The organism is Streptomyces sp. NPDC054770, assembly GCF_053611985.1.
On the sequence record NZ_JBSHBL010000005.1, the window covers coordinates 240,443 to 267,297 of the forward strand.

Below are 26,855 nucleotides of genomic sequence, written 5' to 3' on the forward strand. Positions count from 1 at the left end.
GGGCACCGGGCATGATGGTCCGCATGCGAGCGGTGGTACAGCGGGTGGACGGCGCGAGCGTCGTCGTGGACGGCGAGACGGTCGGCTCGATCGAGGGCGAGGGGCTGTGCGTGCTCGTCGGCGTGACGCACGACGACACGAAGGAGAAGGCCGCCCAGCTCGCCAGGAAGCTCTGGTCGGTCCGCATGCTGGCGGACGAGAAGTCGTGCAGTGACATCGACGCGCCCCTGCTCGTCGTCAGCCAGTTCACGCTGTACGGCGACGCCCGCAAGGGGCGGCGGCCGACCTGGAACGCGGCGGCGCCCGGCGAGGTGGCCGAGCCGCTGGTGGACGAGGTGGTCGCACAGCTGCGGTCGCTGGGGGCGACCGTGGCGACCGGGCGGTTCGGGGCGCAGATGCGGGTGTCGCTGACGAACGACGGCCCGTTCACCGTCCTTCTGGAGATGTGAGCAGCTCCCGGCAGTCCCGGGCCAGCGCCGCCATGCCGAGTTCCTCCGCCGTGCCGAGCGCGGTCCGGGCCAGGCCCTGGGCGGTGGCCAGGGCGGCGGGCGAGCCGGTACGGAGCCGGGCGCGGGCCTCGTCGAGGCGGAGCCGGGCCAGCTGCGCCGGATAGCGCTGCGCCAGGCGTACGGCACGGGCGAGGTGCCCGAGCGCGGTCTCCGGCTCACCCGCGACGAGCGCGAGCAGGGCGCTGAAGCGGGCGGCGGGGCCAAGGAGCACGGTGGGCCAGCCGGCCAGCACCAGTTCGTCGCCGTGCGCGTCGAGCAGGGCCCGCAGCGCCGGGAGGTACGCCGACAGCTCGGTACGGCGGTCGGTGCGCTCCGCGAGCTCGGCGCAGACCAGGGCGAGGGTCGCCGCGGTGGGCAGGGCCCAGCCGCTCGGCGGGAACCGGGTGAAGTCGCCGGCGTCGGCGGCGAACGCCCGGAGCTGGTCCGCGGCCTGTTCGTACCGTCCGGTCGCGCACAGGGCCAGGGCGAGGCCGGCCCGCCACACCGGGAAGTAGCCGCGGCGCTGGACGCCGGCCATCCGCGGGGAGGCGAACAGCTCGGCCAGGCGGCCCTGTTCGTGGCGCAGCCAGTACTCCTGGCCGAGGACGGTCTGGCTGAGGTTGTCCGCGGGCATCGAGAGCCCGGCCTCCATCGCCGCCGCGACCTGCCCGGCCTCCCCGAGGATCCACTCCTCGGCGGTGGCGAACTCGCCGCGCCACAGGCTCATCAGGGCGTCCAGCGTGCCCTGTTGCCAGTGCGCGAGCCGGCTGCGGTGCCGGGCCGCGTACTCCCGGTGCAGGCTGAGGGTCGCCTCGGCGGCGGGCACCCGGCCGGTGCGCAGCTGGTCGATGGCGAGGGCGACCAGGGCCTCGCCCTGGAAGTAGGCGGAGTGCGAGCGGACGGCGAGGTCGCGGAGTTCGGTGGAGAGGGCGAGCAGGGTGCGGGCGGGCTCGAAGTCGTACAGCGCCCAGCGGGTCTCGGTCAGCACCTCGCAGCGGGCCTCGTCCCCGATGCCCCCGCCGCGCGCTCCGGGTGGCCGGCGGTCGCGGTCGCGCAGCTCCGCCAGCGCCCGGCGGGCCAGCCGGGCGCCGGTGCGGGGTTCGGCGCCGGTGACCGCGGTGTCGTCGCCGATGGCCATGGCGAGCTTCTTGGCCCGGTGGGCGGTGAGCTGGAGCCGCAGTTCCACGGCCCGGGTGTCCTCGCGGCCGGCCAGGGCGGCCAGGCAGGCGTCGATGCGGAACAGCAGGTCGCGGTCGACCTGTCCGGGGTCGGACCAGCGGCGGGCGCTGCGGACGACGGCGTGCGCGCGGGCCAGTGCGTCGCCGCCGGCGGCCTCGTAGGCGGCCTGGTAGTGCCGGCCCGCCTCGTACATCTCGCCGAGCAGGTGACGGGTGTCGCCGCGCCGGATGTGCTGGTCGAAGGCGGCGCCGTAGCCGCTCGGCCGGGCGGGCGGGGGCACGGCCGGGGCCGGGTCGGAAGGTGGGCGGCGCCGGGTGCCGCGGACGGACCGGTCGGCCTCGTCCCGCCGCTCGTCCCGCCGCTCGTCCCGTCGATCGTGCTGCTCGGGTCCGGGCGGCAGCAGGGCGAGCAGGGCGCCGTCGGCCCGCAGGGCGGCGTCGCAGCGCTCGGCGAGCAGCCGGCCCGGGGGCCGCAGGCCGTTCTCCACCCGGCTGAGGTAGCTCTTGCTGTAGTGCACCCGGCGGGCCAGCTCGGCGAGGGAGAGGTCCGCGGCCTCCCGGCGGACGCGCAGCGCCTCGGCGAACTCCTCCTGCGGTGTCACGGCGCCTCCCCCCGAGGGCACGCCGCTCGCCGGGTCGAACACGTGCACACCGTGTCCAAGTGGTCGCCGCCCGTTGCCGATTATGGAGTGTCGACGGCATATCCCGCAGGGCGCTCGCGCACATCCACAGGCTGTGGACGACCCCCGGGGCGGGGCTACGGCTCGACGATCACTTCCTGTGCCGCGGCCGTCTCCCCCGCGACCAGCCGGGCGTCCGCCGGGAGGTTGCGCTTGACCAGCGCCAGGGCCACCGGCCCCAGTTCGAAGTGGCGTACCGACGTCGTCACGAAGCCGATCTTCCGGCCGTCCGCGCCCTCGTCGGCGACGCGGATCTCGGTCCCGTGCGGCGGCAGGTGCACCTCGCTGCCGTCCAGGTGGAGGAAGACCAGGCGGCGCGGCGGCTTGCCGAGGTTCTGCACCCGGGCCACCGTCTCCTGGCCGCGGTAGCAGCCCTTCTGGAGGTGCACCGCGGTGCCGATCCAGCCCAGCTCGTGCGGGATGGTCCGGTGGTCGGTCTCGAAGCCGAGCCGGGGCCGGTGGTGCTCGACGCGCAGCGCCTCGTAGGCGAGCAGCCCGGCCGCCGGGCCCGCCTTCGCGGCGTACGACTCCAGGTCGGCGCGGGGCAGGAAGAGATCACGGCCGTACGCCGTCTCGCGTACCACGACGCCGTCCGGTACCTCGGCGATCGAACCCGCCGGCAGGTGGACGACGGCGAAGTCGGCCGTCCGGTCGGCGACCTCCACCCGGTAGAAGAACTTCATCGACTCCAGGTAGGCGATCAGCGCCTCCTGGGTGCCGGGCTCGACATGGGCCCAGACGGTCGTACCGTCGTCGACCAGGTACAGCGCGTGCTCGATGTGGCCGTGCGCGGAGAGGATCAGCGCCTCGGTGGCCTCGCCGACGGGCAGCTCGCTGACGTGCTGGGTGAGCAGGAGGTGCAGCCAGCTCAGCCGGTCCTCGCCGGTGACGGCCACGACCCCCCGGTGGGAGAGGTCGACGAAACCCGCGCCGTCGGCGAGGGCGCGCTGCTCGCGGAACAGGTCGCCGTAGTGGGCGGCGACGCCTTCGTCCACGCCCTCGGCGGATACCGCACCGGGCAGGGACAGCAGAGGGCTCTTCATATGCGTAAGCCTACGACTCGGTAATTGAACTCTGGACGGTTGCGGGCCTGGCTCTCTTGCGCGTGCAGTCCTTGCAACGCCCGAAGATGGCGAAGTGTTTCATGTCCGTCTCGAAGCCGAACTCCCGCCTCAGCTTCGCGGTGAACTCCGCGGCCACCGCCACGTCCGCCTCGATCACGTTCTCGCAGTCGCGGCAGACCAGGTGGATGTGGTGGTGCCGGTCGGCAAGGTGGTACGTCGGCGCGCCGTGCCCCAGATGGGCATGGCTGACCAGCCCCAGCTCCTCCAGGAGTTCCAGGGTCCGGTAGACCGTCGAGATGTTGACCCCCGACGCGGTCTTCCGCACTTCGCCGAGAATGTCGTCGGGGGTCGCGTGCTCAAGGGTGTCCACGGCTTCGAGCACGAGCTGCCGCTGCGGCGTCAGCCGGTAGCCGCGCTGCCTGAGGTCACTCTTCCAGTCGGTGCTCACCACACCGAAAGTCTAGGACTACTTCCGAAATCCAGAACTACTTGAAGAACGCGATCCCGTCGTCCGGCATGTCGTCGGGGAGGGCCTTGGCCCAGCGCTCGACGTCCTCCGGGGTGACGACCTTCTTCAGGTGGGCCGACATGTAGGGACGCAGCTCGACCTCGGGGGTCTGCTTCTCGCCGACCCACATCAGGTCGCTCTTGACGTAGCCGTACAGCCGCTTGCCGCCGCTGTAGGGGGCAGCGGCCGCGGTCCGCGCCACCGCGTCCGTGACCAGGTCGATCTGCGGCTTCTTGTCGGCCATCTCGCCGTACCAGATCTCGATCACGCCTTCGTCGCGGACCATCGTGACCTCGACCTTGCGGTTCGCGTCGATGCGCCAGAAGCCGTGCTCGGTCTCCAGCGGACGGACCTTGTTCCCGTCGTTGTCCAGGACCCAGGTCTGGGAGTGGTACTCCAGGAAGTCCCGTCCGTCGTGGCTGAAAGTGGCCTCCTGGCCGAAGTTGCACTTCTCCGAGCCCGGGAAGTCGTGGACACCCGCGCCGGCCCAGCTGCCCAGCAGGAAGGCGAGCGGGACCAGGTCCTTGTGCAGGTCGGACGGAATCTCGATCATGGCGGCGGTTTCCTAGACGACGGTGTGGATCAGCGCTGGCCCTGGTACAGCTTCTTCACGGTCAGCCAGGCGAAGGCGAGGACGCCGACGCAGACCAGGACCAGCAGGGTTTCGAAGAAGGCTTCCACGGGTGCTCCTTGAGCGAGGGTGGGTACGTACGAGAGCCGGGCCCCAGCTTACGCGGCCGGGGCCCGGTGCTCTTGGCGAGGTCAGCTCAGCAGCTCGCTCTGCAGCGTCACCGTCTGCTGGAAGGGGACGGTGAGCGCCTCCCCCTTCCGGGACTGGACGATCACGCCGAAGGTGTCGCCGGCCGCGAGGTAGACCAGCCGCATCTGCTCGGTACCGTACGGCTTGTCCTCCACGTACGGCGCCAGGCGGACGTCGTCGATCCGGGCGGCGTCCGGGAACTTCTCGTCCCAGAGGTAGGTGTCGGCGCCGCGCACCGTGTAGGCGGGCGCGTCGTGCACGATCATCTCGGTGTTCAGCAGCTTCTCGGTGATCGTGGCACTGCCGAACTGCAGCAGATAGATCCCGGTGTGCGTGCCGTCCGGGGTGGTCCAGCCACGGGCCGCGATGTGCCGGAGCCCGTAGTCGGCCAGTTTCCCGGCGAGCTCCTCGCGGTCCGCCTTGTCGGCGTAGAGCGCCAGGAAGTCCTTGGTCGCCAGCCAGCCGTCCGTGCCGCGCAGGGCGCCGTCGGCGGTGGCGCCCCGGGGCGCGGGCAGCACCAGTCGGCGCAGGTCGGCGTAGTGCGCGTTCACCTTGTCGGCCTCGGCGAACGGCGCCGGGCTGCCGGACGGCAGCGGCGGCTTCACCAGGGTGGGGTACTCCCAGCGGCCGTCGGAGTGCGTGGCCAGGCCGGGTACGTCCGTCCGGTCCGCGCGCGTGATGCCGTACGCCGTACCGGTCCCGACGACGGCGAAGACGGCCACGGCCGAGACCCAGCGGAGGGCGGCCCGGAGCCGACGGCGGTCCTTCCTCGCGGGCTGCGGCTCGGTCACCGGGAGGCTCACCGGGGGGCCGACGGCCGACTCCGGCTGCACGGCCTGCACGGCCTGCACGGGGTCGACGGCCTGTACGGGCTCGACGGGCTCGACGGCGTGCAGGGGCTCCACGCGCTCCAAGGGCTCTACGGGCTCCACGCGTTGCTCGGTCTGCTCGGGCTGGTTCATGGTCATACCGCCATTCCCGGGTTCTTGATCCGGTCGAGCTGCTCGCCGAGCAACAGCGCCACACCCTTCTCGTCCAGCGGCTTGGCACCGGTGGCCGTGGCGCTGACCAGCACGTCGCCCACGTACGCGGAGCACACCATCATGTCGAGCTTCTCCGCCGAGTCGGCGGGCGGCAGGAAGCAGGCGGCGTCCTTGTGCCCCTTCACCTCCGGGCCCTTTCGGAAGATCTTCAGCGCGTCGAAGACCTCCTGCTGGGCCGTGGCGACGCTCCGCACGGTCCGCTGGTCGCCCAGCTGCGACAGCACGATGTCGACGGTGTAGGCGCGGTCCGAGTACGGCGTGCCCTCCGTCGGCGTCTCGGTGCTCAGGTAGCTGCGCATCGCCATGCCCTTGGTCTGCTGCTTGTCGATCAGCCGCTCCAGCTCCTTGCGCTGGGAGCGGGGCAGATCCTTGATCGACTCCTTGCGCAGGTCGGTGGCCTCGCGACCGGACAGCCGGGCGTCGGCGCCGAACTCCCCGATGTCCGGGCCCCGCCCGAACCCGTTGGTGCCGTAGGGCAGCAGCAGGGCCTGCAGACCGGTTCCGCCGGCTGCCGCCTCCTTCGCCCTGCCCTTGGCCGTCTTCGGCAGGTCCCAGCCGGGGACTCCCGGATCCCGGTCGGCGCCGTTCACGCTCACGGCGGTACCGGCGACCCCTGCGACGACGGCGACGAGCAGGACACCGATCCCGGCGATCCGGGCCGTACGGCGCCGCTGACGACCGCCGGCCTCACCGGCCGCACCCACTCTGTCGGCCTCACCGGTCACGCCGGTCACACCGGACAGTTCCTCGCTCACAGCCGCTCCATCTGCCGCTTCGCCAGATCCATGATCTTCGTCTTCGGGATCGGCTTCGTGTCGTAGACCCAGATCTCCATGGCGATGTCACCGCGCCAGGCGTGCGCCTCGGCCGAGTACACGTCCAGGTAACCCGGCTTGCTGTGGGGCTTGTCGTGGACGTACGCCATGCCGTCGCCGGTGCCGGGTATCGGCCGGCCGTCCGTGCCGGCGTCCTTGTCGGCCCAGTAGTAACCGCTGTCGGCCGCGTCTGCCGCCCCGAGCGTCTCCTCCTGGCGGTACTGGATCAGGCGGATCTCCACGCTGTACGTGCTGCTCTCCCGCCAGTTCGTGACGGCCGCCCGCCGGAACTCGCCGGCGACGAGATCCGCGAAGCCGCTCGCGGGCTTGTCGTACGTCTCCGCGTAGTCGGCGAGGCTCATCCAGCCGTCGCTGCCCGTCGTGAACAGGGGCGCACGCGCGCCCCTCGGCTTCTTCAGCAGCAGCCTGCGCAGATCGCCGTCGGCCCTGACCTGCCGGTCCTGGACGGCCGACAGCGACTCGGGACCGGCACCCTTCGCCTGGGTGAGGGACGGCTGGGAAAGGGGCGGCAGGGCGGTGGGCCCGCGGTCGGCCTGGACGAGGTAGCCGACGCAGGTACCGGCCACGATGCCGAGTACGGCGGCGGTGGCGATCAGTGCGCCGGTACGGCGTCTTCTCCGTATTTCGGGCGGGGTTTCCGGCGCGGTTTCCGTCGCGGTTTCCCCAGGCGCTTCCGGCGGCGCCTCGGACGGTGTCTCTGGCGGTGTCTCTGATGGTCTCTCTGATGGTCTCTCTGATGTGTCCATTTCGTCCCCCCTGTGCAGAGCGGAAGCGTGGATTCCTTGATCCACGCCCCACAGGAGACTCATGGTCGACCCATCGAGTTGTCCAAAGATTAATTACGATCAGGAAACCGCCGCCAGCCACCCGGTCACCGCCGCCGTGAGAAGAAGCGTGAGGTTGAGGGCGATCCGACGGTCCCCCATCCGCAGATGGACCCTGATCGCGCCGATCTGGAGGACCACGAACCCGGTCGCGGCGGCCAGGGCCGGCCAGGGCACGACGCCGATCAGGCGCGGGAGGACCAGGCCGGTCGCGCCGAGCACCTCCACCACCCCGATGGCCCGGACGGCCGGCATCGGCATACTGTCCACCCACGCCATCATCGGCAGCAGCCGTTCCCGGCTCCGTACGATCTTCAGCCCGCCCCCGTAGAGGTAGAAGAGGGCGAGCAGACCGGCCACGGTCCAGTACGCGACGCTCATGAGACGTCGGCGGGCTCGGTGGCGTAACGGCTCATCACGTCGAGGTTCGCCTGCCGGCTCGGTGCCTCGCCGGCCGCGAACAGGTCCCGCAGGTCCCGGAAGTACTGCACGTACAGATCGGGCGTGAACGTGCTGAGCATGACCGCCGGTTCACCGGTGACGTTGGCGAAGGTGTGCGGGGCGCCGGGCGGCACCATGACGAGGGTCCCGGCCGTGGCGTCGTACTCCTCGTCCCCGACGGTGAAGCGCACCGAGCCGGAGACGACGTAGAACCCCTCGTCGTGCCGGCCGTGCCGGTGCTGCGGCGGGCCGGGGGTGTGCGGCGCGAGCACGGACTCGGCGAGGCCGAGGCGGTGCCCGGTGGTACGCCCGTCCTCCAGGACGCGCATCCGGGTGGCGCCGAGCATCAGCACCTCACCGTCGCCGGGCCCGACGACGGACACCGCGGGATGGTCGTTGTGGTCGTGAGTCGTCATGCTCCGATTCGACGGCCGGGGCGGTCCGGCCGTCCAAGACCTGTTCCGCCGCCCCGATACCCGGTCGGTATCGTTGCTGCATGGAGCTACGCACGCTGCGCTATTTCGTGGCGGTCGCCGAGGAACTCCACTTCGGTCGGGCCGCCGCACGGCTCCATATGAGCCAGCCCCCGCTGAGCCGTGCGATCAAGGGGCTGGAGACCGAGGTCGGCGCGCGGCTCTTCGAGCGGTCGCCGGCCGGGGTCGCCCTGACCCCGGTAGGAGCGGTCCTGCTGGACGAGGCCCGCGCGCTCCTGGACCAGGCCGAGCGGCTGCGCGTACGGGTCGCGACGGCGGCGGGGAGCGCTGTCCTGACCGTCGGCCTCCTGGGCGACAGCACGGATCCGGGCGTACGGCGGCTGGCTCACGCCTACCGCGAACGTCACCCGGGCGTCGAGATCCGCATCCGCGAGACCGACCTGACGGACCCCACGTGCGGCTTGCACTCCGGTGCCGTCGACATCGCCCTGACCCGCGCGCCGTTCGACGAAACAGGGCTGGTGGTGAGGGAGTTGCGCGCCGACCCGGTGGGGGCGCTGCTCCGTGCCGACGATCCGCTGGCCGGCCGGGAGAGCCTGGAGCTGGCCGACCTCGCCGACCGGCGCTGGTTCCGGTTCCCGGAGGGCACGGACCGGCTCTGGCAGTCGTACTGGAACGGCGGGGTGACAAGGGAGGGGCCGGTGGTGCGGGCCGTTCAGGAGTGCCGGCAGGCGGTGCTCTGGAACGGCACGGTCGGCATGACCCTGGCCGGCCACGACCCGGGAGCGGGGCTCACGGTGGTACCGGTCGCCGACATGCCGCCGAGCCGGGTGGTGGTGGCGTGGGCCGAGGGGGACGGGAATCCGTTGCTGCGGTCGTTCGTGCGGGTGGCGGTCGCGGCCTACCGGTGATCACCGGTGATCAGAGGAATACGCGAGCGATCTCGAGCCACTTCTGCGCGTCCTCGCCGACCGCCGTGAGGCCGGTCTCGGCCAGTGACCTGCGGTGCGTGACCCGAAGGCAGAAGTCGAGGGCGCTGCCCCGAACCCGTTGCGCGGCGTCCTCCGGGCCCCAGACCCAGGTCTGACCGTCGGGACCGGCCAGCTCGATGCGGAACGGCTCTGTGAGGGGCGGCAGTTGGGCGGCGAAGAAGGACAGTTCGCGTCCTGTCACTCCCAACGAGGCCACATGGCGCAGCCGACTCGTCGCCTGGTGCGGCACCCCCAGCGTGTCGAAGACGTCCTGCCCGTGAGCCCACGTCTCCATCAGGCGCAGCGGCACCATGAGGGTCGCGGTGAGCTGTGAGCCGTACCAGGGGAACCCACGGTCCAGTGCTATGTCACATAGCGCCGTCGCCACCTCGGCCCGCCCGGCCCGCCACTCCTCCAGCAGCACCGATCGGGGTTTGGCCGCGCCCTCGGCGGCGACGAGATCGGCGTTCTGGCCGCCTGCGTCGAAGGCGTCCGGGGTCCGTATCGCGACGAGGACGTTCGCATCGGCCGCGGCGAGGTGAGCGATCTGGTGGGCGATCGTCCAACCCGCCGCCGGCGTCGGCAGCGACCAGTCGGTCTGCGCCGACACCAGCGCGTCGAGCTCATCGCCTTCGGCCACCAGGTCGGGCAGCGCGAGGTCGCGCTCCAGGCCGGAGAGGTCGAGGCCGTAGTCCAACATCAGCGCCCGGCCCGCTCGACGCCCTCGACGAAGGCCGCCCAGGCGGAGGCTTCGAAGAGGAGGGTTCCGCGAGAGGGGGCCTTGCTGTCACGGACGGGGACGAGGGAGGGGAGACCGGCGGCGACTTCGAGGCATTCACCACCGTCCTGGTTGCTGTAGCTGCTCTTGCGCCACGTAATGCTGCTCAAGTCGATGGCTCGCATGGCGCTTCCTCCAGCATCCGTTCGATGAACTGCCGTGATTCGTCCGGGGATAGGGCCAAATCACGTACCCGATCGTATCGGAGCAGTAGCCGTTCGACGGCGGCTGTTTCTTGCACTAGTTCGCCGGAATAGCCAGTCTCGACCCAGGCGACAGTTTGCCCCTCCGACCCCCGGAGGAAGATGGTGTCGGTGTTGATCAGGGTGTGCAGCCCGGCGGCCAACGGCAGTACCTGCATGGTTACGTTGAAGTGGCGCCCCATCACGATCACGTGCTCCAACTGCCCACGCCATTCCTCACGGCTCCGGAGCGGCGTACGCAGTACCGCCTCGGAGACAATGACACGGAGCTGAAGCGGGTCCTCCCTCAAGAGAACCTCTCGTCGTCCGACTCGTGCTTCAACCTGTGCCTCAAGCTCATCGCCGGTGAGTCCACCCTGCCTGAGCAACTCCCTCGCGTACTCCGGTGTTTGCAACAGCCCGGGAAGAACGCTCGGCGCATATTGCCACATGCTCAACGCCCGGGCCTCCAACACCATGTACCGCCGATACCGCTCCCGGAACTGCGCCGGATCCGCCATCGCCAGCTCCCACAAGGCGAGCAACAACCCCGGCGTTCCGTAGAACTGATCCAGCGCCTGGACCACCTCCGGTCCGCCCAGCGTGTGCCCGTTCTCCAGCTTCCCGAATTGCGACGGATCCCAGCCCAGTCGCTCGGCCAGCTCCCTTAAGCTCACCCCCTCCTCCGCCCTCAGCAACCGCAACTCCTCCGCGAACCGCTGCCTGGGCTCCTGACTGCGTCCCGTCACCACCCGCCTCTGCGGCACCGGACCCCTCCCTGATTCCCCGTGGAATCTGTGGAATTAGCGCCGCCAGACGGGGAAGAACCGGTCCCTCTCGGCGTGCCGACCCCACCTCCCGGCCATCCTCGTAGCAGCCTCGATACGCAGAGTAGTCCAACTCTCGCATTTCGTATAGATGTTGGACAAAAGGAGCGAATGCCATGGAGCCCGGAACCCTGCTCTACGACACCGCCACCGACCAGGTCGGCGAGTACCGGGACCAGTCGGGGCCGTACGCGATGCTGCGTCCCGTGGGGGGAGGGAGAGAGTGGCAGGCCCATCCCTCGACGCTGCGGCCCGCCACCGACAGAGAGCGGCTCAGCGCGGGCGTACGCGCGGCGAACGACCGTAGTTCATGGGCCGTACCGCCGAACCCGGACGACCTGAGCCGCCCGCCCTGGCCCGTCCCCGGCTGTACCGAGTGCACGGAGCTGGGCGGCCGCCGGGAGACCGCCCTGGTCGCCCACGACCACAGCGCGGCCACCGACGCGAACGTGCTGCTGCGCCAGCATCAGCGCGCGGAGCACCAGCCGTGACCCGCCGGGTCTTCCGGTACGTGCCGTACGTGATCGCGCAGGACGCGAGCGCGGCGCCGGAGTACGCGGCGCGGTGCGTGTCGGGGGAGGACGAGGACTGCGGGGCCGAGTCGGGGGTGTGCGGGCATCCGGCCGAGGTCGAGGAGTGGCAGCGGCGGCACACGCAGGAGACCCGGCACCTGCGGTACCGGCGGGTCTTCGCGGACTACGCGGTACTGACCCCGGCTTGAGCCGTTCGACGGGCGCCCACCGCTGTCTGTTGACCGCGGCGCACTCAGGCCGGCCCGGAGCCCTCGCCCGGAGGCCGGCGGAGTACGTGCAGAGAGACGACCGAGGCAACGACGGTCCGCCGTTCGGAGGCGTCCAGGTGGTGGGCCATTTCGACGGCGTACTGCTGCAACCCGGTCCCCGAGTCGATGGTGCTCACCGTGACCCGGCCAAGGATCTCCGGTGCCGGGCCCCCTGCCGGGCCGGTCTCGGTGAGGTGCCATTCGACGGACAGCAGACCCTGCCGTGCGAGAAGGAGCCGGCGTCCCTGCTCCGTCCGGAGGCTGAGCTGCCGGGACTTGGCGAGTCCGCGGGCACCGGCGGTGCCGACCTCCCGGTCCGCTCCGTCGAGGAAGTGGAACCGCACCGGTCCGAACTGCTCGAACGGATCGGGCCAGGAACGCTTCTCGATCCGCACGATGAACTCGCCGGACGTTTTCGTGAGGACGAAGTGCTTGTGGTCGGTGTCCGTGTCCGCGACCTGGGCGAGCGGGGTTCCCGCCACGGTGGACACGGCCAGGACGGGGCCTGTGTATCTGCGCCACATCGAACGCTTCGGCTGCCCCACCACGACGGCTTCCAGTGCGAACAGATCGGGTTCCGTCATCGGTCTTCTCCCCCCACCCCGGCTTCTCCCCGACCGGGTACGCCCACTGTGACCGAGAACCTGTGCGACTCCCACCCCCGGACGCACATCGGCGCCACGCTAGCGAGGCGCTGTGGTGCCCCGGACCACCAGCCGCGGCGCGACCACGTCCTCGCCGATCCGCGGTTCGCCGCTCTGCGGACGGACCGTCGCGGCGGCCACGGCCAGTTCGGCGATCCGGGGAATGTCCTGGGCCACCGTCGTGAGGTCGATGTGGGGCAGGCGGGCCGGGCGGCTGTCGTCGAAGCCGACCACGGAGATCTCGCCGGGCACCGAGACCCCGGCCCGGAAGAACGCGCCGAGCAGGCCGGTGGCGCAGGCGTCGTTGAAGGCGAGGACGGCGGAGGGCCAGGGGGTGGCGTCGAGGATCGTGCGGGCGGCCTTGGCGCCCTCCTGCTCGGTCAGGCCGCCGGGCAGGATCCGGACACGGTCGGCGAGACCGTGGTCGTTCATCGCCGTGCGGTAGCCGCGGCGGCGCTCGGCCGCGCCCGGCGCCCGGCCGCCGTCGATGTGCAGGATGTCCCGGTGGCCGAGGGCCACGAGGTGGTCGACGGCCTGGCGGGCGCCCTCGTCGTCGGCGGTACGGATGACCTGGACGCCGGGGACGGCGGGACGCAGGCGCCGGGCCACGGACACGACGGGCAGCAGGGCGGCGAGTTCGGCGAGGCGGGCGGCCGGAGCCTGCGGGCCCAGCAGGATCAGCGCCTCGCAACGGTCGCCGAGCAGGGACTCGACGGCCTGGCGCTCACTGCGGCTGGCCGCGACCGCGCTGAGCGCGAGCTGGTAGCCCGCGGCCTCGGCGGCGGCGTAGAGGCGCTCCACCAGGTCGGTGTGGAAGGGTTCCTGGATCTCGAACTGCACGCCGATCAGGTGGGTGCGGTTGCTGCGCAGGAGGCGGGCGCGGGAGTCGGGGCGGTAGCCGATCTCCCGGGCGGCCTGGAGGACGCGTTCGCGGGTGGCCGCACTCGCGCCCGCCACACCGCGCATCACGATGGAGACCAGCGCCGTGGAGACGCCGGCGCGGGCCGCGACGTCGGCGAGGGTCGGCCGACGGCCGTCGGGAACCCCGGGGGTAGGTGGCACGGCAACCTCCGTGGTCGTATGCGCTGACAGCCCGAGGGCGATCGTAGACGAAGGAGAATCCTCAGGTCAGCGATACTGCAACGTTCTACTGCAACGTTCTGGAGCGCATGTCTTGACACAGCCGTCGCGGGCTGGCGTACTGGCGACGGCTTCTAGAACGTTCTAGGCCGCCCTGCCATTTCCATGCCATCCCTAGAACGTTCTAGAACGTTCTGGAACATTCCTTGGGGCGCATCTAGAACGTTCTAGGCGACGAACGCGGCCCGCGGCCCGAGAACCCGGAGAGAGGCGAACGACGATGTTCACACTGGCGGTCTGTGCCGAGATGGTCTTCCGGGACCTGCCCGTCGACGAGCGGGCGCGACGGCTGCACGACGAGGGGTTCCAGGTCGAGATCTGGGATTGGACCCGGCACGACCTCGACGCGCTGGCCCGCACCCCGGCCGAGTTCGGCTCGATGACCGGGTATGTGCGGGGCAACCTCACGGACCCCGACGGTGTGGCCGAACTGCTGCGCACCGCGCGGGAGTCGATCGACGCGGCCGACCGGCTCGGCTGCCCGCGCCTCAACCTGCACGGCACCGGCCTGGACGGGGACGGACTGCCCGTGGACCCGGTGAAGGGCGAGCCGACGCAGGAGATGTGGGCCGCCGCGCAGGACACGCTGACGCGGATCGCCGAACTGGGCGAGCAGGCCGGTGTCGTCTTCACGCTGGAGAACCTCAACACCGCCGTCGACCACCCCGGCGTGCCGTTCGCGAAGGCCGCCGACACCCTGGCCCTGGTCGCCGCCGTGGACCGGCCGGGCCTGCGGATGAACCTGGACCTCTACCACGCCCAGATCGGCGAGGGGAATCTCATCGAGCTGGTCCGCAAGGCGCACGGCGCAGGCCTGATCGGCGAGATCCAGGTGGCCGACGTGCCCGGCCGCCGCGAACCCGGCACCGGAGAGATCAACTACCCGGCGGTCGCCCGCGCCCTGGCCGGCCTCGGTTACGACGGCACGGTGGCGATGGAGGCCTGGGCGAGCGAGGACAGCGAGAGCGCGCTCCGCCGGTTCCGCACCGCGTTCACCGTCTGACCAGCGCCCCACGGACACAAGGAAGCCCCTCATGACCACGTCACCCGCCCTCTCCGTCGGCCTCATCGGCACCGGCCGCATGGGCTCCTTCCACGCCGAGACGCTCGCCCGCCGGCTCCCCGGCGTCCGGCTCGGCGCCCTCGCCGACCCCGCGCCGGGCGCCGCCCGGGCCCTCGCCGACCGGCTCGGCTGTCCCACCGCCCACACCGACGTGGCCGACCTGTTCACGGACCCGGGCATCGACGCGGTGGTAATCGCGACCCCGGCCCGCACCCACGCCGACCTGGTCGAGGCCGCGGCGAAGGCCGGCAAGGCGGTCTACTGCGAGAAGCCCATGGCCATCACCCTCGCCGACGCCGACCGGGCCGTCGAGGCGGCGCGGGCGGCGGGCGTACCGCTCCAGGTGGGCTTCAGCCGCCGCTACGACGCGGGCTTCCGCGCGGCCCACGAGCGGATCACCGCCGGTGGCATCGGCACGCCACAGCTGCTGCGTTCGCTGACCCGGGACCCGCGGCTCGCCGACCCGTCCCGCATCCCGCCGTGGACGATCTTCCTTGAGACCCTCATCCACGACTTCGACACCCTGCGCTACCTCAACCCCGGCGCCGAACCGGTCGAGGTCTTCGCGATGGCCGACGCGTTGGTCCGCCCGGACTTCAAGGACCGGGGCCTGCTGGACACCGCGATCGTCACCATCCGCTTCGACAACGGCGCCCTGGCCACGGCGGAGGCCAACTTCCAGGCGGTGTACGGGTACGACGTGCGCGGCGAGGTGTTCAGCTCGAACGGCATGCTCACCCTGGGGGACATCCGCCGCACCCACCTCACCGCCTACGGTCCCGACGGCATCAGCGCCGACTGCACGACGTACGACCAGGACCTGTTCCGGGACGCCTACGTCGCCGAACTGGCCGACTTCGCGGAGGCCGTCCGCACCGGCCGCACCCCGTCCGTGACCGGCGAGGACGCCCGCGCGGCCCTGGCCGTCGCCCTGGCGGCCGTCGAGTCGGTCACCACGGGCGGCCCGGTGCGGGTCGCCCGCGTCTAGGACCGCCAGGGGCGGAGCTTCTCGGGGTTGCGTACCGCCCAGATGCGCCTGATCCGGCCGGCCGCGATCTCGAAGGCGAAGACGGTCGCGACTTCGCCCTCCTGCTGCGCGACCAGGCCGGGCAGGCCGTTGACCGTGCACTCCAGGAACGTGGTGCGGTGGCCCGACACGCGGGCGATCTCGGCGTAGGCACGGGCGATCCGCTCGCCGCCCACGATCGGGTCCAGGTGGGTGACGGCCAGCCCGCCGCCGTCGGCGGTCGCGGTGGCGTCCGGGTCGAGCAGACCGATCAGGGCCTCGATGTCCTTGGCCTCCCACGCCGTTCTGAACCGCCTGACGATGTCGGCCTGTCCGGCCCCCGGGACCGCGGGGGTCCGGGCGGTGCGGATGCGGCGGCGGGCGGACGAGGCGAGTTGGCGGCAGGCCGCCGGGGTGCGGCCGACGATCTCGGCGACCTCGCCGAAGGGGTAGCGGAAGACGTCGTGGAGGACGAACGCGACGCGCTCGGCCGGGGTCATCGCGTCGAGGACGACCAGGAAGGCCATCGTCACCGACTCGTCCAGGGTGATCCGGTCGGCCGGGTCGGTACCGTCGGCGCCGGGGCGCCCGGTGATCCACTCCGTGGGTTCGGGCAGCGGTTCCGGGAGCCAGTCGCCCACGTACGTCTCCCGCCTGGCCCGCGCGGAGCCGAGCAGGTTCAGGCAGATGCGGCCGGCGACCGTCATCAGCCAGGCGCCGGGCGACTCGATGGCCTGCTGCTCCCGTGCGGGCATGGCGTACCAGCGGGCGTACGTCTCCTGCACGACGTCCTCGGCGTCGGCGAGCGACCCGAGCAGCCGATAGGCGAGGTTGATCAGCCGACGCCGCTCGCTCATGATCGCGCCGAGTGCCGGATCACTCCGCTCGCCGCCCTGCTCGCCCCGCTCGTCGCCGGGCTCGGCTCCGGTGGTCATGGTCGGTCGTCTCCCTCGCTCGCCCCTGTGGCTGTGCCCTCCACCCGTTACGACGGGACAGCGCGCCGGAATGTGAGGTCCGCGCCGCCTCACATTCCGCGAGGCTGCGTTGTCGTACCGGTCAGAGCAGGCCAGAACAGGCCAGAGCAGCACGCGGACAGTGAGGGGATTTCGATGAACGCCTTCCAGGCCACCACGCGCGGCGAGTTCACCGACCCGGCATCGGCCGGACGACTGGAGCGGACGGCCGCCGCGCTGCGTGCCAACGGGTTCGCCGCCGAGATCCTGGACGACGCCGCGGCGGCGCGCGCCCGCGTCGGGGAACTGATCCCCGAGGGCGCCGGCGTGCTCACCGGGGCGAGCGAGACGCTCCGGCTGTCCGGCATCGACGAGGACCTCAACGCCGGCGGCCGGTACGACGCCGTCAGGCCGCGCGTGCTGGCGATCGACCGGGCCACCGGCGCCGACGAGATCCGCAGGCTGGTGGCCAGTCCCGAGTTCGTCGTCAACAGCGTCGCCGCGGTCACCGAGACCGGCTCGCTCGTCCTCGCCTCGGGCAGCGGCAGCCAGCTCCCCGCGAACGCGGGCGGAGCCGGCCACGCGGTCTGGGTCGTCGGCGCGCAGAAGGTGGTGCCCGACCTGAGCACGGCGCTGCGCCGCCTCGAGGAGCACGCCCTTCCGCTGGAGGACGTCCGCTCCCGGGAGGTGTACGGGGTGCCCAGCGCCGTCAACCGTCTGCTCGTCCTCAACGCGGACCCCCGCCCGGGGCGCGGCACCGTGCTGCTGCTCCGCGAGGCCATCGGATACTGACGGGCGCGCTGCCCAGCACGGGCGTCCCGGGCGGGCGTCCCGGCCGGTGGTTACGCTTCCGGCATGGCGAAGAAGCTGGTGATCAAGGTGACGGCGGGGGCGGACGCCCCTGAGCGGTGTTCGCAGGCGTTCACGGTGGCGGCGGTGGCCGTGGCCAGTGGCGTCGAGGTGTCGATGTGGCTGACCGGCGAGTCCGCGTGGTTCGCCCTGCCGGGCCGGGCCGCCGAGTTCGAACTCCCCCACGCCGCCCCGCTCCCCGACCTGATCGACTCGATCCTCGCCGGGGGCACGCTCACGCTCTGCACGCAGTGCGCGGCCCGCCGGGACATCACCGAGAAGGACGTCATCGAGGGCGTACGGATCGCGGGCGCGCAGGTCTTCGTGCAGGAGGCGATGGAGGACGGGACGCAGGCCCTCGTGTACTAGGGGCGTGCCGGGGCGCGGGTCAGCCGGTGGGAGTGCCGACGTCGTCGCGTTCCAGGGCGGCGCGGAGCTGCGCGAAGGTCTGTGCGACGGCCGGGGCGGACTCCCCGAGGGTGTCCGCGACCAGCCCGGCCAGCCGCTCGGCGGCGGTGGCCTCCGCCGCGTCGACGAGGGCCGCGCCGTCGTCCGTCAGCACCAGCAGTGACGACCGGCGGTCCGCCGGGTTGGCCTGCCGGGCGACCCAGCCCTGCTGCTCCAGGCGGTCGACGCTCTTGCTGGTCGCCCCGACCCCGATGGCGAACGCGGCGGCGAGGTCCCCCACCCGGGACCCCGGGTGGTCGCGGAGGTGGCGCAGGAACTCGAACTGCGACGTGACGATCCCGTGCCGGTCGCGAAGCCGGTCGTTGAGGGCGTTGTACAGACGCGTCTCACACCGGACGAGGTCGTGGAAGAACCCCAGGAGGTCGGCGCTGTCATCACCCGATCTATATGCCACGGCATATAGTGTAGCGGCATGCACTTCCGAGGGGAGCAGGGATGAGCAAGGAACAGCGGGCGCTGCTCGACGCGCGGCTGCGGCAGCCCCGGCCCGTGGGAACCCCGTCGGTCGAGGGGATCCGGGCCGGGTTCAGGGCGCTGATGGCGGAGATGATCGTCCCGGAGGGGATCCGCACCACGGCCACGACGCTGGGCCCGCGCCCCGCGCTGCTCGTCGAACCTGCCGAGGGGCCGCGGGCGGGGACACTCCTGTACTTCCACGGCGGCGGCTTCGTGTTCGGCTCACCCGAGACCGCCCTGTCGCTGACGGGCAACCTCGTGGCCAGGACCGGCTTCCGGGCCCTCTCGCTGGACTACCGGCTCGCCCCCGAGCATCCGTTCCCGGCCGCGATCGAGGACACGCTGAGTGCGTACCGCGCGCTGCTCGACGGCGGCACGGACCCGGCGGCCGTCGCGTTCGCCGGTGACTCCGCGGGTGGCGGCCTCACCATCACCACCTGCCTGGCCGCACGCGACGCGGGCCTCCCGCTGCCCGCGGCGATCGTGGCGTTCTCACCCGGGCTCGACGCCACCCGGACGGGAGAGAGCATGCGCACCAAGGCCGGCCTCGACCCGTTCTTCACCCGGGAGTCCCTGGAGCACACCGGGGCCATGTACCGCGGGGGGAGGGACCCGCACGACCCCCTGCTCAGCCCGGCCGTCCACGCCGACCTGACCGGGTTTCCGCCGATGCTGCTGCAGTCGGGCACCAACGAAGTACTCCTGGACGACTCCACGCGCACGGCCGCGCGCGCGAGAGCGGCCGGAGTGGACGTCGTCCTCGACATCACCGCCGACGTCCCGCACGTGTTCCAGTCGTACGCCGGCGTCCTCGACGAGGCCGACGAGGCGCTGGACCGGGCGGCCCTCTTCCTCACCCAGCGCATCCGCGCCGCGGACCCGGCGAGCAGGCCGGCGGGCTAGGAGCGCGGCCGCCTCTTGCCGTCCAGTTCGTCCCACCACTCGTCGGACTTCGGGTCGCCGGAGGGGTCGTCCCACCAGCGGTCGTCGGGGCCGCGGCGGTTCGCGACCATCGCGGCGACAGGCGGGATGACCATGGCCACCACACACATCCCCACCGCGGCGGGGACCGACCAGATACGTACGACTGACCACGCCAGGACGAAGAGCCCGATACAGGTCCCCATCATGACGAAGTACACGCGACGACGCCGGGCGAGCATGAGTCAAGGGTAGGTCGGCCATGAAACTTCAGCACGGCCCCGCCACGGAACCGACGGCCGGAGGCCGGCGCAGCAGTGCGAGGAACGCGTCAAGGGGCGGGTACGGCTGAGGGCCGCGCCCCGGGTGTTCGGTCCGGTGGTGCGGCCCTCGGCCTTGCGCTGCTGTTCTCAGACCGCGATCGCGACCTCGGCCAGGCCGCCCTGCTGGGCGACGACCGTGCGGTCGGCGGTGGCGCCGGGAACGAGGGCGCGGACGGTCCAGGTGCCCTCCGCCGCGTAGAAGCGGAACTGTCCGGTGGCGGAGGTCGGGACCTCCGCGGTGAACTCGCCGGTCGAGTCCAGGAGGCGGACGTAGCCGACCACGGGCTCGCCGTCCTTCGTCACCTGGCCCTGGATCGTGGTCTCACCGGGCTTGATCGTCGAGGGGTCCGGGCCGCCGGCCTTCGCTCCACACATGCTGATACTCCAGAGGTCTTGAAAGGTCGGTCTGAGGTCTTGCCGGGGGTCTTACTTGTTGGCGCCGAGCTCGATCGGGACGCCGACGAGGCTGCCGTACTCGGTCCAGGAGCCGTCGTAGTTCTTGACGTTCTCGACACCGAGCAGCTCGTGCAGGACGAACCAGGTCAGGGCCGAGCGCTCGCCGATGCGGCAGTACGCGATGGTGTCCTTGGCGAGGTCGACCTGCTCCTCGGTGTAGAGCTCCTTGAGCTCGTCGTCCGACTTGAAGGTGCCGTCGTCGTTGGCGTTCTTCGACCACGGGATGTTGCGGGCGGACGGGACGTGGCCCGGACGCTGCGACTGCTCCTGCGGCAGGTGGGCCGGGGCGAGCAGCTTGCCGGAGAACTCGTCGGGGGAACGCACGTCGACGAGGTTCTGCGAGCCGATGGCCGCCACGACGTCGTCGCGGAAGGCGCGGATCGCCTTGTTCTGCGGCTTGGCCGTGTAGGTGGTCTCGGTGCGGTCCGGGACCTCCTCGACCAGCTCGCGGGCGTCCAGCTCCCACTTCTTGCGGCCGCCGTCGAGCAGCTTGACGTTCTCGTGGCCGTAGAGCTTGAAGTACCAGTAGGCGTAGGACGCGAACCAGTTGTTGTTGCCGCCGTAGAGGATCACCAGCGTGTCGTTGGCGATGCCCTTCGCCGACAGGAGCTTCTCGAAGCCCTCCTGGTCGATGAAGTCGCGGCGGACCGGGTCCTGCAGGTCCTTGGTCCAGTCGATGCGGATCGCGTTGCGAATGTGGTTCTTCTCGTAGGCGGACGTGTCCTCGTCCACCTCCACGATCGCGATCTCGGGGTTGTCCAGGTTGTCCTGGACCCAGTCGGCGTCGACCAGGACGTCGCTGCGGCTCATGCTCTTTCTCCTCCGGGGCAGTTGCGGCGGGGCGTGCGAGTGCGGGTGGTGCGCGTCGGCGCGCACGGATGCCCTCGGCGAGGGAGGGCAGGGGGATGCGGAGGCAGCGGCCTCCGCCGTCAGAAGGGGCGACAGAGCATGGCGGCGACGCGGCACAGGTCGACTGCCCGCCGCTTCGTGAGATCCGCCTGACGCTTCATGGGCTCGATCGTAGGGACGGATAAGCGGGCATGTCACCGGCATGTCGTATGGTGAGATGCGATCGTCCGAATTGTGGGACGGGGTGAGGGCCCGGAGCATGATTCCGGGGCGGCCGGGCGCCTGTATCGGTCACCACATCTACTGTACGGACGCGGCTGTCTCGCGTGGTGGACCGCGCCGGTCCCCGCCGTGCCGCTTCCTACCCGGCGAGCTTGACGTTCGAACCCTTCACCGCGATCTCCACACCGTCCTTCGCGGCCTCCACCTTGTCCAGCTTGATGCCGCCGGGGAGCTGGTCGATCGCCTGCTGGAAGTCGGAGGCCTGCCGGAAGCGGTCCTCCGCGAGGCTGACACCGGCGAGCTTGGGGAGGTTGTCGGCGTGCACCTGCACGGTGTTGTCCTTGACGGCGACCGTGCTGAGGACGGTCACCTTCTGGTGGGCGCTGACGCCGGGGATCTTGACGTCGACGGTGACCTTGATCTTGCCGTTGCCGCCGTCGCCGAGACCGACGACCTGGCCGGTGAAGCCGAGGCCGAGGTCGGTGGGTGCCGTCTGGGCGTTCTTCAGCAGCTCGTCGTAGGAGATGAGCGCGGTGCCGGTGGCGGTCTGCGCGGTGGCGGAACTGTAGTCGCCGGAGAAGGTGACGCCCTTCATGTCGGCGTTCAGGTCCTCGATGCGGATGGTCTTGCCGGTGGTGCCGGTGGTGGCGTCGTAGTCCTTGATGCCGACCTTCACGTCGTCGAGGGTGCCGCTCGCGACCTGGGTGAGGAACGGGAAGCCCTCGATGGAGACGTCGGGAGTGCTCGCGAGGTTCTCCGTCGTCTTGAGCTTGCCGGCGGCCTCGCCTTCGGCGAAGTGGACGGCTACGCGGTCGACGATCACGAAGAGGATGCCGAGGACGACGACAACGATCAGAAAGGTTCGCAGGGCACGCATGTAGGTCGGATTCCCCCGGGTCGGCAAGTCACGTCGGTTCCGCCACGCTAACCCTGCGGGAGCGGGCCGAGGTGGGATTGTCGAGCAGCTGTGACACTGCGGTGCTGGTAGTGCTGGGGGCTGCCGCCCCCAGACCCCCGCATCAGGGGTGAAACGCTCCGTCTTCGGGTGCGCGCCCGGTGGGGGCTTGTCGCGCAGTTCCCCGCGCCCCTTGGGTGGGCTGCGCGCCCGGCGTTCGAGAGGCCCCGCCTTGTGACGGAGCCCAGCTCGCCGACCCTCGACGTGACCTCTCCACTGACTGAGTCGGGCGGGTGGGTGGGAAAGGTCGACGTGACCTCTCCACGAACCGAGTCGGGCGGGTGGGTGGGAGCTAGTGGAGGATCCACACCACCGGGGCCGCCGCCGTCAGGGGGAGGGCTACGCCTGCCGTGAAGTGGACGAACCTCGACGGGTAGTCGTAGCTCGCCGCCCGGTGGCCGACGAGGGCGCAGACCGCGGCCGCCGCTCCGATCAGCGCACCCTGCGTACCGAGGCCCGTCATGCCGCCCACAGCGATACCCGCACCGGTCGCGGCCAGCAAAGACACCACCACCGACGCCGGGGTCGGCAGGGGCAGCGCCCGTGCCAGGACCGCCACCGCGACCGCGACCGCGCCGACCGACACCGCGTCGGGGTCCGCGCCCAGGTAGCCCGTCGCGATGATCGCCAGTGCGGAGGAGGCGACCGTGGCCATCAGGCCGTACATCCGGGTGTCGGGGTCCGCGTGCGAGCGGAGCTGGAGGACGAGAGTGAGGAGGACCCAGATGCCCAGGGGGCCGAGGATCGCCGCCGGGGCCTGGTCACGGCCCGCCACCAGGACCGCCACGTCCGCCGTGACCCCGCCCAGGAAGGCGAGGGCGATGCCCTGCCGGGCCGGCCACATGCCGTTCAGGCGGAACCAGCCCGCCGCCGTCACGGCCTGGAGGGCCACCAGGGGGACGACCAGGGCGTACGAGGAGACCGGCGCCGCCACCGCGAGCAGCAGGCCCAGCAGCGCCGTGAGCAGCGCCGGCTGCATGCCCGGCTCGATGATCGGGGAGCGGCCCTCCAGCCGGGCCCGCTGGGCGTCCGTGACCCGCGCGTTGCCGGCGAGGGTCGCGGGACCGAAGCCCTGGTCGGGAGTGGGAGCGGGAGCAGGGGTGGGAGCGGGGGCTGGGGCCTGGGGGTGCTGGGGCGGTGGGGCGGGGTATGCCTGCTGCTGCTCGGCGGCGTACGGCTGTTCGTAGGACTGCGGCGCCTGGTACCCCGTCTCCGCGGCCGCGGCCTGCACCGGGGCGTGCGTCTGCGTCTCCCAGGTCTGCCCCTGCCACTGCTGCGTGGCGTACTGCTGCTCGTCGTACCCCCACTGCGGCTGGGCGGGGGGCTGCTGCTGGTACGGGTCGTAGCCCTCGTACGGTTCGTACGGCTCGTACGGCTGGTTGGTCATCGCTCTCGCTCACCCTCCTGCGAACGGCGGGAGCACCTCGACCGTGCCGCCCTCGGCCAGCCGTACCGTCTCATGTTCACGCGTGCCCACGGGGTCACCGTCGATGAGGAAGGAGCATCGCCGCAGGACGCGCGCCAGTTCCCCGGGGTGTCGCACGCGTACCCCGGCCAGCGCCTCGGCGAGGGTGTCCGCGTCGTACGGCTCCTCGGCGACACCGGCCGCGGCCTTCGCGGCGGCCCAGTAGCGCACCGTGACCTTGGGCATCCGGTTCCTCACGAGACTCGATCAATCGGCTGTGTACATCGGCTGTGTACAGGGTCAGGCTAGCCCGCCCTGGCGACCGCCCAGTCGCCGATCCTGGCCAGCAGCCGGTCGTCCGCCGCGTGTTCGGCGTGGCCCATGCCCGGCTCCAGCCACAGCTCGGCCGCGCCGCCCGCCGCGTCGGCCAGCATCCGGGGGTGGTCGACCGGGAAGTAGCCGTCACTGTCGCCGTGCACGATCAGCAGCGGCGTCGGGGCGATCTTCGGCACCGCCTCCGCCGGGGACAGCGGCACCGGGTCCCAGTCGCGGTGGTGGATACGGGTGTGGAAGCCGTAGCGGCCGACCAGCCGGCCCTCCGGTCTGGTGACCAGCCAGTGCAGGCGGCGCATGGGAGCGGTGCCCCGGTAGTACCAGCGGGCCGGGGACGACACGGAGACCACGGCGTCCACCCCGGCGGCCGACCCGGCGTTCAGTGCCGCGTGCCGCAGGACCACCGAGCCGCCCATCGAGAAGCCGACGGTGACGACGCGCGGGTGGCCCAGGGCCCGGGCCCACGCCACCGCCGCCGCCAGGTCGAGGACCTCGCGGTCGCCGACGGTGGTGCGGCCGGCGGACCGGCCGTGGCCGCGGAAGGAGAAGCTGACCACCGGCGCGTAACCGGCGAGGGCCGCCACCACCCGTCGTACGTGTGGCCGGTCCACGTCGCCCGTGAAACCGTGGGCAAGGACGAACGCGAGGTCACGGGAAGGTGGCCGGGAGCCGTCGTATACGACGGAGGCGGGATCGTATACGGAATCGATGGAAACGCCGTCGTCCGTGCACAGAAACGTCCGCATAGAGGCGTTTCTGCTCGTCTCATATGCCGGACGAACGACGGAACGCGCCACGCGACCTGCCGGATCGATGCTCATGTGGGCTATTCTGCTGGGCAGAGGACTCGGGCAGCGCCGCCACCGGGTCCTTTTGTGCTTTCGGAAGGGCTGTATACGAAGCGGGAAACTCCAGGTGACCCGCGGTGTACGGAACATCGGGAGCGCAGCGCAGTGTCATTGCACACAGTCCTCGCAGGGACCGAGGAGGAACCAGACATATGAGTTCTCTGCTGCTCCTGACCAACGCCCTCCAGCCGTCGACGGAGGTGCTGCCGGCTCTCGGCCTGCTCCTGCACAACGTGCGGGTCGCCCCGGCCGAAGGGCCCGCACTCGTCGACACCCCGGGCGCGGACGTCATCCTGATCGACGGCCGCCGCGACCTCCCGCAGGTCCGCAGCCTCTGCCAGCTGCTCCGCTCCACCGGCCCCGGCTGTCCGCTCATCCTGGTCGTCACCGAGGGCGGTCTCGCCGCCGTCACCGCCGACTGGGGCATCGACGACGTACTCCTCGACACCGCGGGTCCCGCTGAGGTCGAGGCGCGGCTGCGGCTCGCCATGGGCCGGCAGCAGATCGTCAACGACGACTCCCCCATGGAGATCCGCAACGGCGACCTGTCGGTCGACGAGGCGACGTACAGCGCGAAGCTGAAGGGCCGGGTCCTCGACCTCACCTTCAAGGAGTTCGAGCTGCTCAAGTACCTCGCCCAGCACCCCGGCCGGGTGTTCACTCGCGCACAGCTGCTCCAGGAGGTCTGGGGGTACGACTACTTCGGCGGCACCCGGACCGTCGACGTGCACGTACGGCGGCTGCGGGCCAAGCTCGGCGTGGAGCACGAGTCCTTGATCGGAACCGTCCGGAACGTCGGTTATCGATTCGTTACGCCCGAGAAGGGCGACCGGCTCAGCGACGAGGCCAGGGCCAAGGCGGAGCTCGCAAAGGCGGAGGATGCGGACGCATCGGCGGCCCTGGACGCGGTCGAGGTACCCACGGAGGCGTAGTCGGCGTCCGGGCGAGGCATGGCCGTCGCCCGGACGGGGCATTGCTTCCGCAAGCGAAGCTTCGGTTCGCCCTGCCCAGAGCGGGTCCATCCGCGTAGACTCCGCGCGTGGCCAAGGTGACTCGGGATGATGTGGCGCGGCTGGCGGGGACTTCCACCGCCGTTGTCAGCTATGTCATCAACAACGGACCCCGGCCGGTCGCCCCGGCCACGCGCGAGCGTGTCCTCGCCGCGATCAAGGAGCTGGGGTACCGCCCCGACCGGGTCGCCCAGGCGATGGCGTCCCGGCGCACCGACCTCATAGGCCTGATCATCCCGGACGCCCGCCAGCCGTTCTTCGGCGAGATGGCGCACGCGGTCGAGCAGGCGGCGTCCGAGCGCGGAAAAATGGTGCTGGTCGGCAACACCGACTACGTCGCCGAGCGCGAGGTCCACTATCTGCGCGCGTTCCTCGGAATGCGCGTCTCGGGCCTCATCCTCGTCTCCCACGCCCTCAACGACCTGGCCGCCGCCGAGATCGACGCCTGGGACGCCCGGGTGGTGCTGCTGCACGAGCGGCCGGAGGCGATCGACGACGTGGCGGTGGTGACGGACGACCTCGGCGGCGCCCAGCTCGCCGTCCGCCATCTGCTGGAGCACGGCTACGAGTACGTGGCCTGTATGGGCGGCACCGCCGACACACCGGCGGTCGGCGACCCGGTCTCCGACCACGTCGAGGGCTGGCGGCGGGCCATGGCCGAGGCGGGTCTGCCGACGGAGGACCGGCTGTTCGAGGCGCCGTACAACCGGTACGACGCGTACAAGGTGGCCCTGGACATCCTGGCCGGCCCGCTCCGCCCCCCGGCGATCTTCTGCTCCACCGACGACCAGGCGATCGGCGTGCTGCGCGCCGCCCGCGAGCTGCGCCTCGACGTGCCCGGGGAGCTGGCGGTGGCCGGGTTCGACGACATCAAGGAGGCGGGGCTCGCGGATCCCCCGCTGACAACGATCGCCTCCGACCGCCCGGCGATGGCCCGGGCCGCGGTGGACCTGGTCCTGGACGACGGCCTGCGGGTGGCGGGGTCGAGGAGGGAACGCCTGAAGACGTTTCCTTCACGGCTGGTGGTGCGTGGGTCCTGCGGCTGCGTGTAGTACGTCGACTGCGGGTGCGTCGTGGTTGCTCGCGCAGTTCCCCGCGCCCCTAAAAGCCAAAAGAAAGGGCGCTGCAGTGAGCGCCCCTTTAGGGGCGCGGGGAACTG

35 protein-coding genes are annotated in these 26,855 nt (G+C 71.4%); 11 read left to right on the forward strand and 24 right to left on the reverse strand.

The window, feature by feature from the left end:
- Positions 1–23 precede the first annotated feature (23 nt).
- Positions 24–449, forward strand: a complete 426-nt coding sequence (dtd, locus tag ACWGKQ_RS07720) for a D-aminoacyl-tRNA deacylase (protein ID WP_453290967.1) — start codon at positions 24–26, stop codon at positions 447–449.
- Here dtd and ACWGKQ_RS07725 read toward each other — a convergent pair.
- The 9 genes from ACWGKQ_RS07725 to ACWGKQ_RS07765 all read right to left on the reverse strand — a co-directional run bounded on the left by ACWGKQ_RS07725 (position 427) and on the right by ACWGKQ_RS07765 (position 8,238).
- Positions 427–2,268, reverse strand: a complete 1,842-nt coding sequence (locus ACWGKQ_RS07725; RefSeq protein ID WP_453290968.1) for a helix-turn-helix domain-containing protein — start codon at positions 2,266–2,268, stop codon at positions 427–429. The two genes, dtd and ACWGKQ_RS07725, sit on opposite strands and share 23 nt — an antisense overlap.
- Before the next feature lie 155 nt (positions 2,269–2,423).
- Positions 2,424–3,389 carry a CAF17-like 4Fe-4S cluster assembly/insertion protein YgfZ gene (gene ygfZ / locus ACWGKQ_RS07730; protein ID WP_453290969.1) on the reverse strand — a complete coding sequence of 322 codons (966 nt, stop codon included), beginning with the start codon at positions 3,387–3,389 and terminating at the stop codon, positions 2,424–2,426.
- A 10-nt stretch (positions 3,390–3,399) separates the two neighbouring features.
- Complete coding sequence (locus tag ACWGKQ_RS07735) at positions 3,400–3,861, reverse strand: Fur family transcriptional regulator (RefSeq protein ID WP_453290970.1); 462 nt, start codon at positions 3,859–3,861, stop codon at positions 3,400–3,402.
- Positions 3,862–3,895: 34 nt separating this feature from the next.
- The gene (locus ACWGKQ_RS07740; RefSeq protein WP_453290971.1) at positions 3,896–4,471 is read right to left on the reverse strand and encodes an FABP family protein; all 576 of its coding nucleotides are present in this window, start codon (positions 4,469–4,471) and stop codon (positions 3,896–3,898) included.
- Positions 4,472–4,680: 209 nt separating this feature from the next.
- Entirely contained in the window at positions 4,681–5,646 is a 966-nt protein-coding gene (locus ACWGKQ_RS07745; protein WP_453290972.1) for a hypothetical protein, read from the reverse strand.
- Positions 5,643–6,476 (reverse strand): hypothetical protein, encoded by an 834-nt coding sequence (locus ACWGKQ_RS07750; protein WP_453290973.1) that lies wholly within the window; start codon positions 6,474–6,476, stop codon positions 5,643–5,645. The genes ACWGKQ_RS07745 and ACWGKQ_RS07750 overlap by 4 nt, the downstream gene beginning before the upstream one ends.
- Positions 6,473–7,123, reverse strand: a complete 651-nt coding sequence (locus ACWGKQ_RS07755) for a hypothetical protein (protein WP_453290974.1) — start codon at positions 7,121–7,123, stop codon at positions 6,473–6,475. The genes ACWGKQ_RS07750 and ACWGKQ_RS07755 overlap by 4 nt, the downstream gene beginning before the upstream one ends.
- Before the next feature lie 279 nt (positions 7,124–7,402).
- Positions 7,403–7,762 carry a DoxX family protein gene (locus ACWGKQ_RS07760; RefSeq protein WP_453290975.1) on the reverse strand — a complete coding sequence of 120 codons (360 nt, stop codon included), beginning with the start codon at positions 7,760–7,762 and terminating at the stop codon, positions 7,403–7,405.
- Positions 7,759–8,238 (reverse strand): cupin domain-containing protein, encoded by a 480-nt coding sequence (locus ACWGKQ_RS07765; RefSeq protein ID WP_453290976.1) that lies wholly within the window; start codon positions 8,236–8,238, stop codon positions 7,759–7,761. The genes ACWGKQ_RS07760 and ACWGKQ_RS07765 overlap by 4 nt, the downstream gene beginning before the upstream one ends.
- Before the next feature lie 80 nt (positions 8,239–8,318).
- On the opposite strand from ACWGKQ_RS07765, the gene ACWGKQ_RS07770 reads away from it, so the two are divergent.
- Positions 8,319–9,167, forward strand: a complete 849-nt coding sequence (locus tag ACWGKQ_RS07770) for a LysR substrate-binding domain-containing protein (RefSeq protein WP_453290977.1) — start codon at positions 8,319–8,321, stop codon at positions 9,165–9,167.
- A gap of 10 nt (positions 9,168–9,177) precedes the next feature.
- Here ACWGKQ_RS07770 and ACWGKQ_RS07775 read toward each other — a convergent pair whose 3' ends face one another.
- Genes ACWGKQ_RS07775 through ACWGKQ_RS07785 form a run of 3 tightly spaced genes read right to left on the reverse strand, consistent with a single transcriptional unit; the run spans position 9,178 to position 10,954 of the window.
- On the reverse strand, positions 9,178–9,927 hold the full coding sequence (locus tag ACWGKQ_RS07775) for a maleylpyruvate isomerase family mycothiol-dependent enzyme (RefSeq protein ID WP_453290978.1): 750 nt from the start codon (positions 9,925–9,927) through the stop codon (positions 9,178–9,180).
- A complete protein-coding gene (locus ACWGKQ_RS07780) occupies positions 9,927–10,130 on the reverse strand; it encodes a DUF397 domain-containing protein (protein ID WP_453290979.1) in 204 nt (67 codons plus the stop codon). Before ACWGKQ_RS07780 ends, ACWGKQ_RS07775 begins: the two co-directional genes overlap by 1 nt.
- Positions 10,112–10,954: a helix-turn-helix domain-containing protein gene (locus tag ACWGKQ_RS07785; RefSeq protein ID WP_453290980.1), complete on the reverse strand. Its 843-nt coding sequence runs from the start codon at positions 10,952–10,954 to the stop codon at positions 10,112–10,114. The genes ACWGKQ_RS07780 and ACWGKQ_RS07785 overlap by 19 nt, the downstream gene beginning before the upstream one ends.
- A 176-nt stretch (positions 10,955–11,130) precedes the next feature.
- Here ACWGKQ_RS07785 and ACWGKQ_RS07790 point away from each other — a divergent pair, with 176 nt between their 5' ends.
- Positions 11,131–11,505, forward strand: a complete 375-nt coding sequence (locus tag ACWGKQ_RS07790) for a hypothetical protein (protein ID WP_453290981.1) — start codon at positions 11,131–11,133, stop codon at positions 11,503–11,505.
- A complete protein-coding gene (locus tag ACWGKQ_RS07795; RefSeq protein WP_453290982.1) occupies positions 11,502–11,735 on the forward strand; it encodes a DUF7848 domain-containing protein in 234 nt (77 codons plus the stop codon). Before ACWGKQ_RS07790 ends, ACWGKQ_RS07795 begins: the two co-directional genes overlap by 4 nt.
- 44 nt (positions 11,736–11,779) lie before the next feature.
- Here the strand turns inward: ACWGKQ_RS07795 and ACWGKQ_RS07800 are convergent, their stop codons facing one another.
- A complete protein-coding gene (locus ACWGKQ_RS07800) occupies positions 11,780–12,379 on the reverse strand; it encodes a hypothetical protein (protein WP_453290983.1) in 600 nt (199 codons plus the stop codon).
- Between the two features lie 99 nt (positions 12,380–12,478).
- Positions 12,479–13,501 (reverse strand): LacI family DNA-binding transcriptional regulator, encoded by a 1,023-nt coding sequence (locus ACWGKQ_RS07805; RefSeq protein ID WP_453290984.1) that lies wholly within the window; start codon positions 13,499–13,501, stop codon positions 12,479–12,481.
- A 298-nt stretch (positions 13,502–13,799) separates the two neighbouring features.
- Between ACWGKQ_RS07805 and ACWGKQ_RS07810 the strand changes: the two genes are divergently transcribed.
- The gene (locus tag ACWGKQ_RS07810) at positions 13,800–14,582 is read left to right on the forward strand and encodes a TIM barrel protein (protein WP_453290985.1); all 783 of its coding nucleotides are present in this window, start codon (positions 13,800–13,802) and stop codon (positions 14,580–14,582) included.
- A gap of 31 nt (positions 14,583–14,613) precedes the next feature.
- Complete coding sequence (locus ACWGKQ_RS07815) at positions 14,614–15,630, forward strand: Gfo/Idh/MocA family oxidoreductase (protein ID WP_453290986.1); 1,017 nt, start codon at positions 14,614–14,616, stop codon at positions 15,628–15,630.
- Here ACWGKQ_RS07815 and sigJ read toward each other — a convergent pair.
- Positions 15,627–16,583, reverse strand: coding sequence for an RNA polymerase sigma factor SigJ (sigJ, locus tag ACWGKQ_RS07820; RefSeq protein ID WP_453290987.1), 957 nt, complete (start codon positions 16,581–16,583; stop codon positions 15,627–15,629). The genes ACWGKQ_RS07815 and sigJ overlap by 4 nt on opposite strands.
- Positions 16,584–16,757: 174 nt before the next feature.
- Here sigJ and ACWGKQ_RS07825 point away from each other — a divergent pair, with 174 nt between their 5' ends.
- Complete coding sequence (locus ACWGKQ_RS07825; RefSeq protein ID WP_453290988.1) at positions 16,758–17,393, forward strand: LUD domain-containing protein; 636 nt, start codon at positions 16,758–16,760, stop codon at positions 17,391–17,393.
- A 63-nt stretch (positions 17,394–17,456) separates the two neighbouring features.
- Positions 17,457–17,819: a DsrE family protein gene (locus ACWGKQ_RS07830; RefSeq protein ID WP_453290989.1), complete on the forward strand. Its 363-nt coding sequence runs from the start codon at positions 17,457–17,459 to the stop codon at positions 17,817–17,819.
- Positions 17,820–17,838: 19 nt separating this feature from the next.
- On the opposite strand, the gene ACWGKQ_RS07835 is transcribed toward ACWGKQ_RS07830, so the two are convergent.
- Positions 17,839–18,312 carry a MarR family winged helix-turn-helix transcriptional regulator gene (locus ACWGKQ_RS07835; RefSeq protein ID WP_453290990.1) on the reverse strand — a complete coding sequence of 158 codons (474 nt, stop codon included), beginning with the start codon at positions 18,310–18,312 and terminating at the stop codon, positions 17,839–17,841.
- Between the two features lie 41 nt (positions 18,313–18,353).
- Between ACWGKQ_RS07835 and ACWGKQ_RS07840 the strand changes: the two genes are divergently transcribed.
- Positions 18,354–19,277 carry an alpha/beta hydrolase gene (locus tag ACWGKQ_RS07840; protein WP_453290991.1) on the forward strand — a complete coding sequence of 308 codons (924 nt, stop codon included), beginning with the start codon at positions 18,354–18,356 and terminating at the stop codon, positions 19,275–19,277.
- Here ACWGKQ_RS07840 and ACWGKQ_RS07845 read toward each other — a convergent pair.
- From ACWGKQ_RS07845 to ACWGKQ_RS07880, 8 genes are all read right to left on the reverse strand, one after another.
- Entirely contained in the window at positions 19,274–19,537 is a 264-nt protein-coding gene (locus ACWGKQ_RS07845) for a DUF3099 domain-containing protein (RefSeq protein WP_453290992.1), read from the reverse strand. The genes ACWGKQ_RS07840 and ACWGKQ_RS07845 overlap by 4 nt on opposite strands.
- Positions 19,538–19,705: 168 nt before the next feature.
- Positions 19,706–19,993, reverse strand: a complete 288-nt coding sequence (locus tag ACWGKQ_RS07850) for a DUF1416 domain-containing protein (protein WP_093501297.1) — start codon at positions 19,991–19,993, stop codon at positions 19,706–19,708.
- A 51-nt stretch (positions 19,994–20,044) separates the two neighbouring features.
- Positions 20,045–20,884, reverse strand: coding sequence for a sulfurtransferase (locus ACWGKQ_RS07855; RefSeq protein ID WP_453290993.1), 840 nt, complete (start codon positions 20,882–20,884; stop codon positions 20,045–20,047).
- Positions 20,885–21,003: 119 nt separating this feature from the next.
- Positions 21,004–21,084, reverse strand: a complete 81-nt coding sequence (locus ACWGKQ_RS07860; protein ID WP_350751515.1) for an Ms5788A family Cys-rich leader peptide — start codon at positions 21,082–21,084, stop codon at positions 21,004–21,006.
- A 200-nt stretch (positions 21,085–21,284) separates the two neighbouring features.
- Positions 21,285–22,022 (reverse strand): LmeA family phospholipid-binding protein, encoded by a 738-nt coding sequence (locus ACWGKQ_RS07865; RefSeq protein WP_453290994.1) that lies wholly within the window; start codon positions 22,020–22,022, stop codon positions 21,285–21,287.
- A 370-nt stretch (positions 22,023–22,392) separates the two neighbouring features.
- Positions 22,393–23,487, reverse strand: coding sequence for a hypothetical protein (locus ACWGKQ_RS07870; RefSeq protein ID WP_453290995.1), 1,095 nt, complete (start codon positions 23,485–23,487; stop codon positions 22,393–22,395).
- Positions 23,488–23,496: 9 nt separating this feature from the next.
- A complete protein-coding gene (locus tag ACWGKQ_RS07875) occupies positions 23,497–23,751 on the reverse strand; it encodes a MoaD/ThiS family protein (RefSeq protein ID WP_453290996.1) in 255 nt (84 codons plus the stop codon).
- Between the two features lie 59 nt (positions 23,752–23,810).
- Positions 23,811–24,659, reverse strand: coding sequence for an alpha/beta hydrolase family protein (locus ACWGKQ_RS07880; protein WP_453290997.1), 849 nt, complete (start codon positions 24,657–24,659; stop codon positions 23,811–23,813).
- A 179-nt stretch (positions 24,660–24,838) separates the two neighbouring features.
- Here ACWGKQ_RS07880 and ACWGKQ_RS07885 point away from each other — a divergent pair, with 179 nt between their 5' ends.
- Positions 24,839–25,618, forward strand: a complete 780-nt coding sequence (locus ACWGKQ_RS07885) for a response regulator transcription factor (protein WP_217546290.1) — start codon at positions 24,839–24,841, stop codon at positions 25,616–25,618.
- 107 nt (positions 25,619–25,725) lie between these two features.
- The gene (locus ACWGKQ_RS07890) at positions 25,726–26,748 is read left to right on the forward strand and encodes a LacI family DNA-binding transcriptional regulator (RefSeq protein ID WP_453290998.1); all 1,023 of its coding nucleotides are present in this window, start codon (positions 25,726–25,728) and stop codon (positions 26,746–26,748) included.
- Positions 26,749–26,855: the final 107 nt, after the last annotated feature.